The sequence below is a fragment of the Allobosea sp. 67-29 genome (genome assembly GCF_001898115.1).
GTDB lineage: Bacteria > Pseudomonadota > Alphaproteobacteria > Rhizobiales > Beijerinckiaceae > Allobosea.
Genome location: NZ_MKSQ01000026.1, coordinates 558,154 through 575,948, shown reverse-complemented (window position 1 = coordinate 575,948; position 17,795 = coordinate 558,154). Strand labels below are relative to the sequence as shown.

The following is a 17,795-nucleotide window of genomic DNA, read 5'->3' as shown; positions in this document are numbered from 1 at the left end:
GCCATGAGTTCCGCCAGCCCCGCGAGGGCAGTGGCCGGCCGCCCTCCGCATAGCGGAGGGCGGGATCGCGAGAGCCGCTGGACGCCCTATCTCTTCATCGCGCCCGTCGCGCTCTATCTGGCGGTGTTCCAGGGTTACCCGCTGGTCAGCGAGTTCGTGCTGAGCTTCCAGCAGAGCTCGCTGCTGGCCCCGCAGGACGCCCGCTTCGTCGGCCTGCGCAACTATCACGACCTCGCTTCCTCCAGCGATTTCGCCTCGGTTCTCTGGACGACGCTGATCTACACGGTTGCCTGCGTCGTCTTCGCGATCTCGCTGGGGCTGGGCGCGGCGCTGCTGCTCGACCGTCCTTTCCGCGGCCGCGGCCTGGCGCGGGCGCTCGTCACCGTGCCCTGGGCGGCCCCGCCCGTGGCCGTGGCGACTATTTTCGCCTGGATGCTGAACGCACAATACGGCATCTTCAACCATGCGCTGAAGCTGCTCGATCTCGAGATCGGCTATGAGAGCTGGCTGGACAATCCAAAGCTGGCCCTGCCGGCCATCCTGTTCACCACGGTCTGGCAGATCTTTCCCTTCTCCTCCGTGGTGCTCCTTGCGGCGCTGCAGGGGGTCTCGGAAGAGGTGCGCGAGGCCGCCCAGATCGACGGGGCCGATCGCTTCAGCATCTTCAAGGTCGCGGTCTGGCCGACGATCCAGCCGACGGTGGCGCTGCTGGCGCTCTTCGTCACCATCTGGTCGCTGCGCCGCTTTGACCTGATCTGGGTGATGACGCAGGGCGGGCCGATCGGCGCCACCAAGACGCTGGTCATCGAGCTCTACACCCGCGGCTTCGTCACCCGCGAGCTGGGCGAGGCGGCGGCCGTCGGCATGATCGGGCTTTCCATCGCGCTCGTCGTGACCTTCGTCTACTTCTGGTACACGCAGCGCACGGAGCGCGCGCAGGGGCGCCGCTGATGAAAACCCCTGCCTCCCACGCGCTGCGCATGGCGCTCATCATGGTGCTGCTGAGCGCGGCGCTGTTCCCGATATACTGGATGGTGGTCACGTCGCTGACCTCCTCGGCGAACCTGTTCGCCGACCGACCGCAAATGCTGCCCGACCCGGCTCAGGGCTTCAATTATGCCGAGACCTTCGCCAAGACCGGCGTGCTGCTCTGGCTGAAGAACAGCGCGATCGTGGCGGTGGGCACCATGGTGCTCTCGATCCTGCTCGCCATCCTGCCTGCCTATGCGCTCTCGCGCTTCAAGTTCCACGGCAAGGGCCTGCTGGGCTTCGTCCTCTTCGCCACGCAGATGCTGCCCGAGGCGATGCTGGTCGTGCCGCTCTACGCGATCTTCGCCAAGCTGTTGCTGCTGGACACGCTGGGCGGCCTCATCCTGGCGAACGCCGCCTTCACGGTTCCTGTCATCACCTGGATCCTCAAGGGCGCCATCGACGGCGTTCCGCTGGAGATCGAGGAAGCGGCGCGCATCGACGGCTGCTCGCGGCTCGACATCGTGCTCGGGATCGTACTGCCGGTGGTGGCGCCGACGCTGGCGGCGGCTTCCGTCATCGCGTTCTTCCACGGTTGGAACGAATACGTCTTCGCCCAGACGCTGATCCTCAGCCAGGAACTGCGCACTGCTTCGGTCGGCCTCGCCAGCTTCGTCGGTGAACTCTCGACCCCGATCCACACCGTGATGGCCATCGGCGTGATGTACACGCTGCCCGCCGTCGCCTTCTACCTGATGGTCCAGCGCTATGTCGTGGCGGGCATGACCGCCGGCAGCGTCAAGGGCTGAGGAACAGAACAGCCATGGCCTCGATCACGCTCAACCACGTCGCAAAGCATTTCGGCTCGAAGGTCGCGATCGCCGATATCGACCTCAAGGTGGAGGATGGCGAGTTTCTCGTCCTGCTCGGCCCCTCCGGCTGCGGCAAGTCCACGCTGCTGCGCATGCTCGCGGGGCTCGAGACCGTTACCTCCGGCGAGATCGATGTCGGAGGCCGGCGCGTCGACCAACTGCCCCCCAGCGCCCGAGACATGGCCTTCGTTTTCCAGTCCTACGCGCTGTATCCGCATATGACGGTCAGGCGGAACATCGCCTTCCCGCTGATCATGCGGCAGTTCAAATGGTGGTTTCATATCCCCCTCATCGGCGGGTTGGCCAAGCGGCGCGTCGAGCGTTCGCCCGAAGTCAGCGAACTCGTCGAGAGGACCGCGAAGACGCTTTCGCTCACCGAATTGCTCGACCGCTATCCGCGCACGCTCTCCGGCGGCCAGCGCCAACGTGTCGCGCTCGGGCGCGCTATGGTGCGCAAGCCCGAGGTCTTTCTGATGGACGAGCCGCTCTCCAACCTCGACGCCAAGCTGCGCTCGGCGATGCGCGCCGAGATCACGCGGCTTCACGGCCGGGTTGGCGGCACATTCGTCTACGTCACGCACGATCAGGTCGAGGCGATGACGATGGGCACGCGCATCGCATTGCTGCGCGACGGCGTCATCCAGCAGTTCGGTACGCCGCGTGAGATCTACACGTCTCCGGCGAACACCTATGTCGCCCGCTTCATCGGCACGCCGCCTATGAACCTGATCGAAGCCCGCGTCGAAGGCGAGGCCATCCGCATCGGCGAGGCGCTGCTGCCGCTGCCGGTCCGACTGCTACCTGCCGCTCGCACGGCAGGTGGCGGGGCCGTTCTCCTCGGCATCCGGCCCGGCGCGCTGAGGATAGCCTCGCCCGGCGAGGCACACGGACTTTCCGGCCTGGTCAGCTTCGTCGAGCATGTCGGCGCCGAGTCCGTCGTCGCGGTCGGGCTCGCTCGGGCGCGCACCGCCCATGAGGAGGAAGACCAGGTTGCCGGCGAGGTCATGATCACGGCACCCGGCTACAGCGAGCTCGCGCCGGGGGCGGCTGTGACGATCGGGCTCGACCTGTCGGAGGCGGTGCTGTTCTCGGCTGAGACGGGCCAGCGTCTCAGCGGCGAGCCCGCAACCGCGAACTGACGAACCCGAATGATGAAAGGCGTCATCCTGTTGACAAGGATGAGCTAGGCTTGCTTCGAGATGCGCTTGCCGGGGGCGAGCATCCTGCTGACCGCCGGCACACACCTGCCGACCGCTGGGCTCACCGGAGCAGGACGAAGTTCGCCGCCGAGGAACTGCGCCGGACTATCTCTGACTGCAGAGGCGGGAAGTCGGACGTTCCTTGCATGAAAGCCGGTGATATCTCTGACGCGGGGCGAAGCGAGTCAGCGCGGGCCTGAAGCGGGTTGCGGCGGGAGAGCGATGCCGTAACGGCTCTCTTGCGTTCCCCCGCAACGCCGTCCCGACGAGCGAATGACCGCCCCCGCGGCTGCTCCGGCGACTGTCCTTTGCGCACGTGGATGGGCCTCCTCGCTTTCGCCATGATGGCTCGCCTGGCGTATCCTGCCGCAATCGGGCAGGCCCGCCAGCATCAATGATGAAGAGCAGGAGGCATGCCGAGATGCGCAAGGATTTCGATCTCTCGACGGTCAAACCGGACGGGCGGAGCGCCGCCAAGGCGCGATTGTTCGATCCCGAGGCCGGCGGGCCGTGGCGCGGGAATGTCCAGGGCGAGGTGCTGAATGCACAGTGCACCGTGCTGGCCTATGGCAACGAGACGCCGGGCGAAGGACCGCGGCTCCACGTCCACCCTTATGACGAAATCTTCATCGTCGTGGCAGGGAATGCGCGCTTCTTCGTCGGCGACACCGTCATCGATGCAACGGCCGGAGATGTGTTGCTCGGGCCGGCGGGCGTCCCGCACCGCTTCGAGAATCTAGGGCCCGGGCGCCTGCAGACAATCGACGTGCACACCGGGCCGCGCTGGCTGCAGGTTGACCTCTAGGAACCGGGCAATCTTTGGACGGAAGGGCTGCCGGCAGCAAGCAAGCGCCAGATGCGGAGGCTGGGATCCGTACCATGGCGAGTTCCGCCTCACACGGCGCGTCGCGACGCGGGCCGGCTCGCTGAAGCCGGCCATGGCCGACTCGTCGCGAGTTCGCCCGGATCGGCGGAAAGGAGCGCGCGCGGCGCATTCGTCAGGCGCCGTCCGCCTTCCGCGTCGACGACGACGCTCTCGCTGAAGCCCAGGCCGCCCGCAGAGACGTACATGTGAAAGACCATGCCCTCCTCCAGCCGCCAGCGCGCGTTTGGCAGGAAAACGCGGGAGAAATCGCTGGGTCGCGGGGTTCGGCCGTAGAGACCGAGCGTATAGCCGGTCACGTTGTCATAGGCTGGCCGCAGCCCCTCCGCGACAACGGCCTCGCGCAGGATGGCATCGACATCGCGAGCGATGGCCCCCGGCTTCATGGCCGAGAGCTGTCGGTCCTGCAGAGCGACAAGGCGTCCGGCGAGCGGTGCCAGCCCGCGGCGATCCTCACCGATCAGAACAGGCCGCATCAGGCGTGCGCCGTAGTTGCGGACCTTCGGGATCAACTCGACGTGCAGGATGTCGCCATCCCCAAGCGGCCGAGCCGTCATGACGCCATGCAGGAACTCGTGGTCTCCGACGCCGGGCACAATCGGCCCGGTTTCGCCGGTGTCGGCTCCGTTGCGGAGGAAGCTGGCGGCAGCGATAGCGGCGGCGGCGCGCGGGGAAAGCCCCGGACGGGCCTGCGCGACGATCGCGGACATGGTCGTGTCGGCGATCTGGGCGGCCTGCGCGATCAGGGCGATCTCGGCTGGCGACTTCACTGCTCTGAGCAGGTCGCTCGCCGCGGGCAGGTCGACGAAATGCAGTTGCGGCAGCAACGCCGCGAGCCGGTCGCGTGTCGCGGCGGTGAAACCATAGGAGCCATGGTCGGCCCCGATCCGGCCGGCCGCCAGGCCGCGGCGGTGCAGTTCCGCGGCCATCACCGCATGCGGCTCGTCCGCATCGGCATATCCAACGATGTCGGAGAACCAGCAAGCGGCCCGGCACGGCCCGGCATCGAGCTCGCGCAGCACGAACCAGGGCTCGCCGTCCTGCGGGAGAAAAGCCGCGCGATACATCGTCTCGGAGACGGTATAGCCGGTCAGCCAGGCCAGGAGCTCGGCATGATCGACGAGCAGAACGTCTGCACCGGCCGCGGCCATCGCGGCGCGGGCCTTGGCGACCCGCCCGGCGAATTCCTCGCGGGTAAAGGGAGGGCTCACGCGACCTCGCAGATATCCAGGATCGCCAGCATGTAGATGCGGACCATGTCGAGGAAATCGCGGATCTCGACGCGCTCGTCGGGCATGGTGTTGTAGCGCCCGCCCGGTCCGCAGACGATGCCTTCCATCCCGGCCTCGGCATAGAGATGGCCGGCATCGGTGCCGAAGAAGCCCGGCGGCTTGATCGCGCCGGTCGGCTGCTTCTCGCCGCGCACGGCCTCGTAGGCCGCGTTGACGACCTTCACGATGCGGGCGTCCCTGGCGACCTCGAAGGCCGGCATCGACTGGTGGCCTTCCTTCTTCTCGACGCGGATCGAGGTCTTCAGTCCCGGGAAGCGCTGTTCCAGCGCGGCGAGTTCGCGCTGCATGTCGGCGAGCGCGCCCTCCTGCGTCTGTCCGGGTGCGTAGCGGCCGGAGCCCTTGAGCTTGCAGTAATCCGCCACCTGCGGTGCGCGCCACTCATGCAGTTCCTTGCCGAGCGCGCCGTGGACGACGCCGACATGGACGCGATTGATCGATTCATGCTCGGGCGAGCGAGCGCCGCTGAAGGTCATCGCGTTGAGGCGCGGGATCAGGTCGCAGGCCGCCATGATGGCGTCGACGGCCTGCTCCCGCTTGGAGAGATGCCGCGTATTGCCGATGAGCTCGATCACGAAGGAGAAGGCGCAGGCATGCATGGTCACCGCCTGCACGTCGGTCGGCTCGCTGTTGACGAAGTAGTCGGCGCGGATGCCGTTGCGGATCGCCGCGACCGTGCCGACGCCGCCCTGCAGTTCGCCGACGACATAGGTCAGGATCACGTCGCCCTTCAGCTTCACACCAGCATCGACCAGCGTCTTGACCGCGCAATAGGAGGCGGCGTCGCCCGCCTTCATGTTGGAGACGCCGATGCCATAGATGAATTCGTCGTCGACGAGGCCGCCCCAGGGATCGACGGTCCATCCTTCGGTTGCCGGGTTGGTGTCGAGATGGCCGTTGAACAGCAGGCTCTTGCCGCCGCCGGTGCCCTTCCAGCGGCCGATGGCGTTGGCACGGCGCCCGTCGTCGAAAGGCTGTTCTTCCGCCTCAATGCCCATCGCCTTCATCTGGCCGACGACGTGGCGGACCAGCGCCTTCTCGCCTTCGGTTTCCGAATAGCTCTTGTGCTTCGCCCAGTCCGAGAGCAGCGCCAGGCAAGCCTTCTCGTCGAGCGAATGGATCAGGTCGCGCGGGTTCATGCGTGTGGCCTCTGATGTCAGGCGGCAGCCGTGGCCGGGGCGGGCACGGCCTCGAGCAGGGATCGGGTGTAGGGATGGAGGGGGCCGGTCGAGAGCGTCGCGATATCGACGAGATCGACGAGGTCGCCGCGATACATCACCGCGATCCGGTGGGCGATCTGGCGCACCAGGTTGAGATCGTGGGTGATGAAGAGATAGGCCGTGCCGAAACGCTTCTGCAGGTCGACGAGCAATTCAACGACGGAAGCCTGAACCGACACGTCGAGCGCCGAGGTGATTTCGTCGCAGATCACGAGCTTCGGCTTGGAAGCGAAGGCACGGGCGATCGCAACACGCTGCTTCTCGCCGCCGGAGAGCTGGTGCGGGTAGCGATCGGCATAAGCGGCCGGCAGGCGCACCTGCTCCAGCAATTCTCCGATCGCCGCCGCGTCTCGCCGGGAGCCCGGCTCGCCATAAAGCGCGAGCGGCCGCGACAGGATCTCGCGGATGCGCTGGCGCGGATTGAGCGAGGAATCCGGATGCTGGAAGATGATCTGGACCTCGCGGCGGTAGGCCCGGTCCATATCGGAAAGGCCGGTGATGCGGCGGCCGGCGAAGCGGATCTCGCCCTCGAAGCGATTGAGGCCGGTCATCGCCTTGGCAAGCGTCGACTTGCCGGAACCGGATTCGCCGACGATGCCGAGGATCTCGCCCGGCATCACCGAGAGGCTGACCTCGCGATTGCCGGTGAACTGGGTGTTCGCCCGGCCGAGAAGTCTCCCAAGGAAAGGCTTGCGGCCATAGAGCACGCTGACCTTCTCGACCTCGACGAGGGGCGTGGCCGCTTCGGGAGCCTCCATCCCGACCAGGCGATGGTCAGGGCGCGGCACGGCGGCGAGCAGCTTCTTCGTATAGGCGTCCTGCGGCCGGGCGAAGACGTCGCCAACGGCGCCCTGCTCGACAATCCGGCCACGGTGGATCACCGCGACCTTGCTTGCGATCTGCGAGACCAGAGCGAGGTCGTGCGAGATATAGAGCGAGGCGACGCCGGTCTCGGCCTGCAATTCCTTGAACAGTTCGAGGATCTGCCGGGCGGTGATGACGTCGAGCGCCGTGGTCGGCTCGTCGAAGATGATGCATTCCGGCTGGCAGGCGAAGGCAGTGGCGATGACGACGCGCTGCTTCTCGCCGCCGGAAGCCTCGTGCGGATAGCGCCGCATCATCTGCCGGGGCACCTTGAGCCCGACATGGGCGAGGCGCGCTTCGCCCTCTGCCCAGGCCTGCTTCCGCGTCAGGCCGCGATGGCGCACCAGCACCTCGGCAAGCTGCTCGCCGAGCGGCAGCGTCGGGTTGAGCGAGGTGCTCGGGTCCTGGAAGACCATGCCGATGCGCCGGCCGCGGATCGCATCGATCTCGGCTTCCGAAGCCTTCAGCAGGTCCTGCCCTGTCAGCCGGATGCTGCCCGTCTCGCGGGCCGTCGCCGGCAGATAGCGCATGATCGCCCAGGCGAGCGAGGTCTTGCCCGAGCCGGATTCACCGACGAGGCCGAGAACTTCGCCCCTGGCGATCGAGAGCGAGACATCGTCGAGCGCGCGGGTGAAGCCCGACGGTGTCGCGTAGTCGAGCCCATAGCCGGCGATGTCGAGGATCGTTTCGCGCATCGCTCAGGTCCTCGGGTTGAGCGCGTCGCGCAGACCGTCGCCGAGCAGGTTGAAGCCGATCGCGACCAGCGCGATGGCAAGGCTCGGCCACAGGATCATCCAGGGGCTCAGATGCATGAAGCGGCGGGCCTCCGAGACCATCAGCCCCCATTCGGAAGCCGGCGGCTGGGCGCCCAGTCCGAGGAAGGAGAGCGTCGCGAACAACATCACCGCGAAGGCGACGCGGATCGTCATCTCGACGATGATCGGCGCCACCACATTGGGCAGCATCTCGCGCCCGACGATGAAGCCGGCGCTCTCGCCGCGCGCGATTGCGGCGTTGACATAATCCTGCTTGCGCACGGCCAGCGCGACCGAGCGTGTCACCCGTGCCATGCCCGGCGCGAAGGCGAGCGCAATGGCCAGCAGCGCGTTGACGCTGCTCTTGCCGAGCAGGTTCACGATCAGCAGCGCGAGCAGCAGGCTCGGGATCGACATGATCGCATCGACGGTGCGCATGATCGCCTCGTCGCCGCGCCCGCCCAAGAAGGCGGAGACCGTGCCGACGATGGCGCCGACCAGCGTGCCCAGCGCCGTCGCCAGCACCGCCATAACGACCGTGGCGCGGGCGCCGTGCAGCAGGCGGCTGAGGATGTCGCGGCCATATTGGTCGGTGCCGAGCCAGAACTGCGCGCTCGGCGGCTTGTAGCGCATCAGGGGCGCCATCTTCTCGGGGTCGTAGGGTGCCGACCAGGGCCCGACGATGACGACGAGCAGGATAAGCCCGACGACGACGAGGCCGAGAGCGCCTTGCGGCGAGCGCAGCATGCGCTTGAGGATCTCAATCATACTGGATCCTCCGGTCGAGCCAGGCATAGCAGATGTCGGCGAGGAAATTCGCCACCGCATAGGTCGTCGCCATGATCAGGGCGCCGGCCTGGATCGAGGGCAGGTCGCGTGCCTGGATCGCGACGATGAGCTGGCGCCCGATCCCGGGCAGGGCGAAGATCTCCTCGACCACGATGACGCCGCCGAGCAGGTAGCCGACATCGAGCGCGACGATGGTGATGGTCGGCAGCAGGGCGTTGCGCAGCGCATGCTTGAACAGCACCTGCCGCTTCGACAGCCCCTTCAACCGCGCCGCGCGGATATAGTCGGAATGCAGCACGTCGACGAGTTCGGAGCGCACCATGCGCGAGACATGGGCGACCAGGATCATCGATACCGTCAGCACCGGCAGGACGAGGTGCCGCAAGCCCCGCAGCGGATCCTCGGTCAGCGGCACATAGCCGGTCGCCGGCAGCCATTGCAGCCAGTCGGCCAGGACGAGCACCATGAGCGTCGCGGTGACGAACTCCGGCAGCGAGACGCCGATATAGGAGAGGAAGCTGACACCGAGATCGGCCGCACGACCCCGCCTGACAGCCGCGACGATGCCGAGCGGGATCGCGACCGCCAGCATCAGCAGGATCGAGAACAGGGCGAGCAGCAGCGAGCGTCCGAGCGCCTCGATCATCGCCGGTGCGACCGGCTGGCCGGTGCGCATCGAGACGCCGAAATCGCCACGCACGACGCCACCGAGCCAGTGCAGATATTGCATCCAGATGGGGTCGTTCAGCCCCATCTTGAGGCGCAGCGCCGCCAGCGCATCCGGCGTCGCATTCTCGCCCAGCATCATGACGGCGGCATCGGCCGGCAGGATCTGGGTGATCGCGAAGACGATCAGCGACACGACCAGCAGCGTGTAGCCGATCAGCAGGATCCGCTTGAGGATATAGGCCGGCGACACGTCCGCTGCCCGTTTTCGCTCAGCCGCGCTTCGGCGCGTTGGCGCCGAGCGAAACGAAATCGAGCCGGAAGACCGCGCCGCGCGGATGGAGCTGATAACCCTCGACCCAGTCGCGCTGCCCGCCGAGAAGATCGAAGAAGGCCGGGATGATCGAGGGCACCTCGTCATACATCAGCTTCTGCGCCTGTGCGTATAGTGCGCGGCGCTTCGTCTCGTCGACCGTGGCCCGGGCCTCGAAGACGAGCTTGTCGAAGGCGGTGTTGTTCCAGCGCGTCTCGTTCCAGGCGGCGTTGGACGTGTAGAGCAGCGAGAATATGGCGTCGGCCGTCGCCTGCATGTTGTAGAAGCCGACATAGAACGAGCCCTTCTTCCAGACCTGGTCGAGATAGGTCGCGTGCGGCATGGTCTCGACCTTGATGTCGAAGCCGGCGGGCTTGGCCATCTCGCGTAGCGCCACGGCGAGCTGGGCGCGCTGGCCCGGCCGGTCGGACGCGATCAGCGTCGCCTCGAGCCCCTTCGGATAGCCGGCTTCCGCGAGCAGCGCCTTGGCCTTGGCGATGTCGGCCTTCTTGGCCGGCAAGTCGGCGTAGAAGCGATAGGCGGGATTGAGCGGCGTATCGTTGCCGGGCGAGCCGAAGCCCTCGGTGACGAAGTCGACCATGGCGGCGCGGTCGACCGTCAGCGCGAGGGCCTGGCGCACGCGGACATCGTTGAAGGGCTTCTGGTCGCAGCCGAAATTGACGTTGCAGAACTGGCCCGAGGGCACGCGCAGCGCCTTGACGCCGCTGGCTTTCTGCAAACGCCCGAACTCGGTCGGCGGGGTCGTCGAGATCAGGTCCGTATCGCCGGCGATCAATGCGGAAGCCTCGGCACTGACATCCGGGAACACCAGGACCTCGATCTTGTCGAGATAGGGCCGCGCCTTGTCGTAATAGGCGTCGTTGCGGGCGACGACGACCTGCCGCTCCGGCTCGAACGAGACGAGCTTGAACGGGCCGGTGCCGATCGCCTGGCGGTCGAGCTTCTCCAGCCCGCTCTTGATCACGGCGGCCGGGACGATCTTGGCGTTGGTATAGGCCAGCGTCACCGGCAGGTCGGCGAAGGGCGCCGAAAGATTGAAGACGACGGTCGCATCGTCCTTGGCCGAAACCTTGGCGATCGGGCCGACGTTCTGGCGTGCGGGCGAGGCGGTCTTGGGGTCGAGGATCGCCTCGAAGGTCGCGACTACGTCGGCGGCCGTGCACGGCGAGCCGTCGTGGAAGGCCAAGCCCTTGCGCAGGGTGAAGGTCCACTCGGTCAGGTCGGCCGAGCTCGTCCAGGATTCGGCCAGGTCGGGCTCGGCGCTCATGTCGACCTTGAGCCGGGTCAGGCCGGAGTAGAGCAGCTCCGCCACCAGATATTCCGGGTTCACACGGGTCACGAGCGGGTTCAGCTTCGACACCGCCTGGTCAACGCTGACGCGCAGCGTGCCGCCGCGGCGCGGCGTCTGGGCGAAGGCAGGAATGCCGGACATGGCGAGGCCGCTCAGAGCGGCGGAAGCGGCGAGGAAATCGCGACGATGGATGCTCGGCATGGGACGCTCCTTCAGCTCCGGGACGGATTCAGGTCGGGGTTGATGTCGGGTCGGAAATCTGTGGCGAGATAAGCGAGCACGGCTTTCGCCAGCGAGACGATGTCGGACAGGGTCGTATATTCGCCGGGCGAATGGATATTACGGTCGGGCCGGCCGAGCCCGCCCAGCAGAACCTCGTTCCGCCCGGTGGCGCGCTGGACCCAGCCGAAATCGGAGCAGCTCGCGGCGCCCCATTTGCGGAACTCCTCCGGCGCGTAGCCGAAGCCTGCCCCCATCGCTGCCTGCCAGCGTGGCCAGTGCGGCCCGGTCGGGTCCGCCGTCGGCATGAGATGGCCGATCAGCGTGGTCTCGACCGTCAGCCCCGGCACGGCGGCGGTGCTGCGGCGGATCGCATCTTCGATCTCCGCCAGTGCATCCTCGAAACGCTCCTCGGGGGCGTAGCGTCGGTTGATCGTCAGTTCGAGGAGAGCAGGAACCTGGCCGCCGGCCGTGCCGCCCTCAATCGCGGCGAGGTTGAGCTGGGCCGCGAGCGGCGGCTTGCCCGGCGGCGGCGGCAAGGCGGAGATGCGGGTCGCGACCCTGGCCTTCAGCACCGTCAGCGCATTGAGCAGCGGCAGCGCAGCCTCGATCGCGTTGAGGCCGCCTCCCTTGCGATTGCCCTCGCCGGCATGGACGGTCTGGCCATGGATGCGGACGAGCAAATTGAACAGGCCGAAGCAGCCAGCCCAGATCCGGGCCTCGGCGCTGCCGTTGAAGTTGAGGATATGCTCCGGGAGGCGGCCCTGCTCGGCGAGATGGCGGATGCCGGGATAAAGCCCGCCTTCCTCGTCCGTGCAGAACAGCAGCATCGGGTCGTAGGCGAGCTCCACGCCAAACGCTCGCGCGGCCCGCAACGCGAGCAGGACCGCTGCGATGCAGCCTTTCATGTCGGCCGCACCGAGCCCGATCAGCCGGTCGCCGTCGCGCTCCATCCGCAGGGGGTCGGTTTTCCAGCCGGCGGCGGCGGGCACGGTATCGACATGGAAATAGATGCCGCAGGCCGGCCGGCCGGTCCCGCGAGAGGCGAGGAGATTGGTGCGCACGCCCGCTGCCGGTCCATGCGCGGTGCGCCACAAAGCCTCGGGCACTGCGACGCGCTCGCTGGCGAAACCGAGCGGGGCGACGAAGCCCTCCATCAGTTCAGCGAAATCATCGTAGCCGAGGCCGGGCGGAAAGGACGTGTCGAGGGCGATCATGCGGCGAAGATCGGCCACGGCGCCCTGCGCTTCCACGACGATCCAGTTTAGCGCCTTGTCCAACGCCGCCGAAGGTGCGGAAGCTTGCGAGGTCTTCATGTCTTTCGCTCGCGAAAGGCGCCCGGCTGGGCGACAGAAGGTCGATCTGCCATGGAAGAGGCGGAAGGTGCGGGTCGCGGTGCCATCTGGCGCATTCGCCACTTTCATATAAACTATATAGAAATAGGACCAAGCCTGATGCCATCTGTCAACGCCAAAAAATCGACCGGTCCTGCCGCGACATTGGTCAATGGCGGCGACCTCGCCGCGATGCTGCCGAACTTGGCATCCGGGGAATCCGCCCCGCTCTACGAGCGGGTCAAGCGGCACATGTCCGAGGCGATCCTCGTCGGAGAATGGCCGCCCGGAATGGTGCTGCCCAACGAAACGGCATTGGCACAGGGCTTTGGCATCGCCGTCGGCACGGTGCGGCGGGCCATGACGGATCTCGTCGCGGAAGGATTGCTGTCCCGCCGGCGGAAGACGGGAACCGTGGTGACGGGCCGCGCTCCGCATCACTCGCTGCGCTTCTTCTTCCAGTATTTCCGGCTTCACCGCGCCGATGGCAGCCTGGTGAAATCGACGAGCCAATTCCTGAGCGTGAAGGCGCGGCCTGCTACGGCCGAGGAAGCCGAGCGCCTGCAGGTTTCGGCAGGCGGCGTGATCGCCATTCACCGCATCAGGCATGCCGATGGGCGCCCGGTCATGCATGACAAGCTGCTGCTTGCCGAGGAACGCGTTTCCGGGCTTCCGCGCGAGCCGGAAGCCCTGCCTCCACTTCTCTATCTGCACCTCCTGGAACGGTACGGGATTCGGATTTCAGCCGTGCGCGAGCAGATCACAGCCGATCTGGCGAGCGACGAGGACATAGCCCTGCTCGATCTCCCTCAACGCCAGGCGGTCCTCACCATCGACGAGGTCGCCTACGATCAGGCAGGCGTTCCCACGATCCTCGGATGGCACCGTGCGACGACGGCCTCGCACGCCTATGTGAACGAGGTCAGGTAGAGCGCGCCAATGCCGGCTCCGGTGACCGCCTGACAGCCGGCGATCGGGTGCGGCGTCGCCGTCGAGGCTGTCTCTGCGCAGGCAAGCGGCCTGCTCTATCGCCCTGGGCCTTTGGGCCTCCTTCGTGCCGTTTCGCCGAGCTCGGGGCCGATCTTCTCACGCGGAACTGCAGGCGCGTTGAGATCGCCCGCCGCGCCATGCAGCGGCGGCGGTTGCCGAACCGCGCTGCTCAATCTGCCGAGGACGCGAGTTTCCCGGCCACGGCATTCTTGACTCGGCCAATCTGGTCATCGTACTGGTCTTACCAGAAACAAAAAGAACGGTTTCAGGGATGGAAGCTCAAGATGCCGACAGCGCGTCGGGGTTCGAACGCGTCTTCGCATATCTGCGGGAGCGTCTGCTCGACGGCACGCTGAAGCAGGGCGAACGGCTCATGGCCGAACGCGAACTGGCCGCACAGCTCGGCGTGAGCCGGCCGGTCGTCCGCGAGGCGCTGCGCGCGCTCCATATGCTCGGCATCGTCGAGATCCGCGAGCGTGTCGGCACCATCGTGAAGCGCCCCGATGCCTCGATGCTGAAGGACTTCTTCACGCTCGCGCTCGCGCAGCAGGCCGACTTGATCGACGATGTGATGGAGGCGCGCATCGCGATCGAATGCCAGGCCGTCCGCCTGGCTTGCGAGCGCGCGACCATCGCCGATTTCGAGCGGCTGCAGCGGGCGATCGTCCGGATCGGCGAGACGATCGACGATGCCGATGCCGGCGGTGACGCCGACTTCGATTTCCACCGGGCCATCGTGCTGGCGGCGCGCTCGCCCACGCTGGCGGTGCTGCACGAATCCATGTCGACGCTGCTGGCACGTTCGCATCGCAGCCGTCGCGAACTCGTCCAGCAGTTCAGCTCGATGAAGGGCTACCTGATCGACGACCATAAGCGCGTCTTCGACGCCATCGTCGGACGCGATGCCGACCGTGCCGAGGTGACGCTTCGGCGCCACTTCGCGATCGGCGACGAGTATCGGCGCCGTGCGGTCACCGGCGAAGGCGACCGGCCCGAGGCGCGCAAGGCCAGCGGCGCCTGACGCCCTGCTTCACCAGACACGATGCCGAGAGAGCGGAAGATGGCAGAAAACGGAACAGGTAGCGTCGGCTTCATCGGGCTCGGCACGATGGGCCGCGAGATGGTCCGCAACCTCCTCAAAGCCGGGCATGCGGTCACCGTCTTCGACATCGTCGAGGAGGCGGTCACGGCGCTGGCGGCAGAGGGGGCGATCGCGGCGACGAGCCTCGCCGAGGCCGTCGCGGACGCCGATCTCGCGATCACGATGCTGCCGGACACGCCTCAGGTCGAGGATGTGATCTACGGCGAAGGCGGTCTGCTGGCCTCGCCGCCGCGCGGGCGCCTGGTCGTCGACATGAGCACGATCGCGCCGGCCGCAGTCCGCCGGATGCATGCCGATCTCAAGGCAAAGAGCATCGATTTCATCGACGCGCCGGTTTCCGGCGGCCCGATCGGCGCCAAGAATGCGACGTTGACGATCATGGCGGGCGGCGAGGCGCCGGCTTTCGCCAGGGCCGAGCCGTTCTTCCGGGGCATGGGCACGACGATCACGCATGTCGGCGCTCCGGGCGCCGGCCAGGCGGTCAAGCTTTGCAACCAGTTGATCTGCGGCATCAACATCCAGGCGGTCTGCGAGGCGATCGCGCTCGGCCGCGCCTCGGGCGTCGATCTGGAGCAGATGCGCTCCGTGCTGCTCGGGGGCTCGGCAGCGTCCTGGATGCTCGACAAGCTCGGCCCGGCGATGATCGCCGGCGACGCCGGGGCCGGCTTCCGCATCGATCTGATGTTGAAGGACCTGCGGCTGGTCCAGGAGCAGGCGCAGGCGCTTTCGGTGCCGCTTCCAGGCACCGCGCTCGTGACCAACCAGTATATCGAGGCGCGTGCCCATGGCGAAGGCAGCAACGGCAACCAGGCGCTCTTCCGCGTCTATGACCGCATGACGAACCGGGCCTGACGGCGGCGATGAGCCTCAATCTCGACTTCTCGGTCGTGCTGGAGCGGTGGCCGCTCTTCCTCGACGGCGCGGTGATGACGCTGAAGCTCGCCTTCATGGCGATCCTGATCGGCGGCGCCATCGGCACGCTCTGCGCTGTCGGCCGCGGCAGCAACAACCGCTTCGTCGCCGGATTTTGCACCGTTTATGTCGAGACGATCCGCAACACGCCGCTGCTGGTCCAGATCTTCCTGGTCTATTTCGGCCTCGCCAGTATTGGCTTCAAATTCTCGGCCTTCTCGGTGGCGGCGGCGGCGCTCGCCATCAATGTCGGCGCCTACACAGCCGAGATCATCCGCGCCGGCTTCGAGTCGATCCCGCCAAGCCAGATCGAGGCTGCCGAAGGACTCGCCCTCTCGCGCTTCCAGATCTACTGGCATGTCATCCTGCTGCCGGCGATCGAGAAGGTCTACCCGTCACTGACCAGCCAGTTCGTGCTGCTGATGCTGGCTTCCTCCGTGACCTCGCAGATTTCCGCCGAAGAACTGACCGCGGTCGCCAACTACGTCCAGTCCGACACCTACCGCGCCTTCGAGACCTACATCCTCGTCGCGCTCGCCTATATCGGGCTGTCGCTCGTCCTGCGCGCTGTCTTCTGGTCGCTGGGGCTTGTCCTGTTCCCGCGCCGCCGGCGCCTCGGCACGCCGCTTTAGGGAGGGCGATCATGGGCGGCTCGCTCAATGCGAACCATCTCCTCTTCCTCGGCCAGGGTGCACTCTGGACGATCGGGCTGTCGGTGATCGCGCTGATCGGTGGAGGGCTCGTCGGCTTTCTGATCGCGCTCGCCCGCGTCTCGCCGAGCAAGGCCGTGCGTCTCCTCAGCGGCGCCTATGTGCAGCTTGTCCAGGGTACCCCGCTCCTCGTCATCATGTTCCTCGGCTATTTCGGCCTCTCGGCGCTCGGCCTGGCGATCACGCCGCTCTGGGCGGCTGGCGCCTCGCTGACGATCTATGTCGGCGCCTATTTCGGAGAGATCTGGCGCGGCTGCATCCAGGCCGTCCCGCGCCAGCAATGGGAGGCTGCCGAAGGTCTCGCGCTCAGCCGTACGCAGCGGATGCTCAAGGTCGTTCTGCCGCAGGCCCTGCGCATCGCGACGCCGCCGACCGTCGGCTTCATGGTGCAGATCATCAAGAATACGTCGCTCGCCTCCGTCGTGGGCTTCGTCGAACTCGCCCGCTCGGGACAGATCATCAACAACTCGCTGTTCGAGCCCTTCCTGATCTACGCGATCATCGCACTGATCTACTTCGCGCTCTGCTTCCCGATATCGCTCCTCAGCCGGCGCCTGGAACGTCGCCTGGGCGTCGGGCGCGCGAAGCTGATGCCAGCCTGACGAGGTTTGAAAGCCATGAGCCGGGAACGCATCATCGTCGAACGCCCCGTCGTCGCCCTCGACAAGGTCCACAAGAGCTTCGGCCCGCTCAAGGTGCTGGACGGCGTCAGCTTCACCGTGGAACGCGGCGAGGTCCTGGCGCTGATCGGCCGCTCCGGCTCCGGCAAGAGCACGGCGCTGCGCTGCATCGACCGCTTCGAAAAAATCGATTCAGGCGAGATCCGCGTCTGCGATCACCGCGTCGATGCCGCCGACATCGACCTGCGGGCGTTGCGCCAGGACGTCGGCATCGTCTTCCAGAGCTACAACCTCTTTCCCCACCTCACCATCGCACAGAACATCACGCTCGCGCCCGTCTCGGTGAAGGGCATGAGGAAGGCCGAGGCTCTCGATCTCGCCCGGGCCATGCTGGCCAGAGTGGGGCTCTCCGAAAAGCTCGATGCCTATCCCGAGCAACTCTCTGGCGGCCAGCAGCAGCGCGCGGCGATCGCCCGCTCGCTCGCCATGCAGCCCAAGGTGATGCTGTTCGACGAGGTGACTTCCGCGCTCGATCCGGAACTGACCGGCGAGGTGCTCAAGGTCATCGAACAGCTCGCGGCGGACGGCATGACCATGGTCATGGTCACCCATGAGATGGGGTTCGCCCGGGGCATCGCCGATCAGGTGGTGTTCATGCATGCGGGCAGGGTCCACGAGGCCGGAAGTGCCTCGATCCTGTCGGCTCCGGCTACGCCGGAACTCGCCCAGTTCGTCGGAACCGGGTTCTAACGACCAAAAAAAGGGAAGGAACATCAA

The 17,795-nt window shown here is 66.7% G+C and carries 17 protein-coding genes; 10 read left to right on the top strand and 7 right to left on the bottom strand.

All coding sequences use genetic code 11. From position 1 onward, the window contains the following. Nucleotides 1-3 precede the first annotated feature (3 nt). From BGO20_RS21740 to BGO20_RS21725, 4 genes are all read left to right on the top strand, one after another. The gene (locus BGO20_RS21740) at nucleotides 4-951 is read left to right on the top strand and encodes a carbohydrate ABC transporter permease (protein WP_291659551.1); all 948 of its coding nucleotides are present in this window, start codon (nucleotides 4-6) and stop codon (nucleotides 949-951) included. Then, nucleotides 951-1,778, top strand: a complete 828-nt coding sequence (locus BGO20_RS21735) for a carbohydrate ABC transporter permease (RefSeq protein WP_291659550.1) — start codon at nucleotides 951-953, stop codon at nucleotides 1,776-1,778. The genes BGO20_RS21740 and BGO20_RS21735 overlap by 1 nt, the downstream gene beginning before the upstream one ends. 14 nt (nucleotides 1,779-1,792) lie before the next feature. Beyond that, nucleotides 1,793-2,980 (top strand): ABC transporter ATP-binding protein, encoded by a 1,188-nt coding sequence (locus BGO20_RS21730; RefSeq protein WP_291659549.1) that lies wholly within the window; start codon nucleotides 1,793-1,795, stop codon nucleotides 2,978-2,980. 481 nt (nucleotides 2,981-3,461) lie between these two features. Further along, nucleotides 3,462-3,845, top strand: coding sequence for a cupin domain-containing protein (locus tag BGO20_RS21725; protein ID WP_291659548.1), 384 nt, complete (start codon nucleotides 3,462-3,464; stop codon nucleotides 3,843-3,845). An 89-nt stretch (nucleotides 3,846-3,934) separates the two neighbouring features. Here BGO20_RS21725 and BGO20_RS21720 read toward each other — a convergent pair whose 3' ends face one another. From BGO20_RS21720 to BGO20_RS21690, 7 genes are read right to left on the bottom strand one after another with little or no spacing between them, the layout of a single operon-like run. Continuing rightward, nucleotides 3,935-5,134, bottom strand: coding sequence for a M24 family metallopeptidase (locus BGO20_RS21720; protein ID WP_291659547.1), 1,200 nt, complete (start codon nucleotides 5,132-5,134; stop codon nucleotides 3,935-3,937). After that, on the bottom strand, nucleotides 5,131-6,351 hold the full coding sequence (locus BGO20_RS21715) for a M20 family metallopeptidase (protein ID WP_291659546.1): 1,221 nt from the start codon (nucleotides 6,349-6,351) through the stop codon (nucleotides 5,131-5,133). The genes BGO20_RS21720 and BGO20_RS21715 overlap by 4 nt, the downstream gene beginning before the upstream one ends. Before the next feature lie 17 nt (nucleotides 6,352-6,368). Continuing rightward, nucleotides 6,369-7,991, bottom strand: coding sequence for a dipeptide ABC transporter ATP-binding protein (locus BGO20_RS21710; RefSeq protein ID WP_291659545.1), 1,623 nt, complete (start codon nucleotides 7,989-7,991; stop codon nucleotides 6,369-6,371). A gap of 3 nt (nucleotides 7,992-7,994) precedes the next feature. Then, complete coding sequence (locus tag BGO20_RS21705; protein ID WP_291659544.1) at nucleotides 7,995-8,819, bottom strand: ABC transporter permease; 825 nt, start codon at nucleotides 8,817-8,819, stop codon at nucleotides 7,995-7,997. Further along, the gene (locus BGO20_RS21700; RefSeq protein ID WP_291659543.1) at nucleotides 8,812-9,759 is read right to left on the bottom strand and encodes an ABC transporter permease; all 948 of its coding nucleotides are present in this window, start codon (nucleotides 9,757-9,759) and stop codon (nucleotides 8,812-8,814) included. The genes BGO20_RS21705 and BGO20_RS21700 overlap by 8 nt, the downstream gene beginning before the upstream one ends. 19 nt (nucleotides 9,760-9,778) lie before the next feature. Next, nucleotides 9,779-11,332: an ABC transporter substrate-binding protein gene (locus BGO20_RS21695; protein WP_291659542.1), complete on the bottom strand. Its 1,554-nt coding sequence runs from the start codon at nucleotides 11,330-11,332 to the stop codon at nucleotides 9,779-9,781. Between the two features lie 11 nt (nucleotides 11,333-11,343). After that, entirely contained in the window at nucleotides 11,344-12,666 is a 1,323-nt protein-coding gene (locus BGO20_RS21690; RefSeq protein ID WP_465246063.1) for a M20 family metallopeptidase, read from the bottom strand. A 51-nt stretch (nucleotides 12,667-12,717) separates the two neighbouring features. Between BGO20_RS21690 and BGO20_RS21685 the strand changes: the two genes are divergently transcribed. The 6 genes from BGO20_RS21685 to BGO20_RS21660 all read left to right on the top strand — a co-directional run bounded on the left by BGO20_RS21685 (nucleotide 12,718) and on the right by BGO20_RS21660 (nucleotide 17,768). Beyond that, the gene (locus BGO20_RS21685; protein WP_291659541.1) at nucleotides 12,718-13,614 is read left to right on the top strand and encodes a GntR family transcriptional regulator; all 897 of its coding nucleotides are present in this window, start codon (nucleotides 12,718-12,720) and stop codon (nucleotides 13,612-13,614) included. A gap of 331 nt (nucleotides 13,615-13,945) precedes the next feature. Beyond that, complete coding sequence (locus tag BGO20_RS21680; RefSeq protein ID WP_291659540.1) at nucleotides 13,946-14,695, top strand: FadR/GntR family transcriptional regulator; 750 nt, start codon at nucleotides 13,946-13,948, stop codon at nucleotides 14,693-14,695. Nucleotides 14,696-14,734: 39 nt separating this feature from the next. Continuing rightward, nucleotides 14,735-15,628: an NAD(P)-dependent oxidoreductase gene (locus BGO20_RS21675; RefSeq protein ID WP_291659539.1), complete on the top strand. Its 894-nt coding sequence runs from the start codon at nucleotides 14,735-14,737 to the stop codon at nucleotides 15,626-15,628. 8 nt (nucleotides 15,629-15,636) lie between these two features. Continuing rightward, nucleotides 15,637-16,320 carry an amino acid ABC transporter permease gene (locus BGO20_RS21670; protein WP_291659538.1) on the top strand — a complete coding sequence of 228 codons (684 nt, stop codon included), beginning with the start codon at nucleotides 15,637-15,639 and terminating at the stop codon, nucleotides 16,318-16,320. A gap of 11 nt (nucleotides 16,321-16,331) precedes the next feature. Continuing rightward, on the top strand, nucleotides 16,332-17,000 hold the full coding sequence (locus tag BGO20_RS21665; protein WP_291659537.1) for an amino acid ABC transporter permease: 669 nt from the start codon (nucleotides 16,332-16,334) through the stop codon (nucleotides 16,998-17,000). A 15-nt stretch (nucleotides 17,001-17,015) separates the two neighbouring features. Then, entirely contained in the window at nucleotides 17,016-17,768 is a 753-nt protein-coding gene (locus BGO20_RS21660) for an amino acid ABC transporter ATP-binding protein (RefSeq protein WP_291659536.1), read from the top strand. The last annotated feature ends 27 nt before the right edge of the window (nucleotides 17,769-17,795 follow it).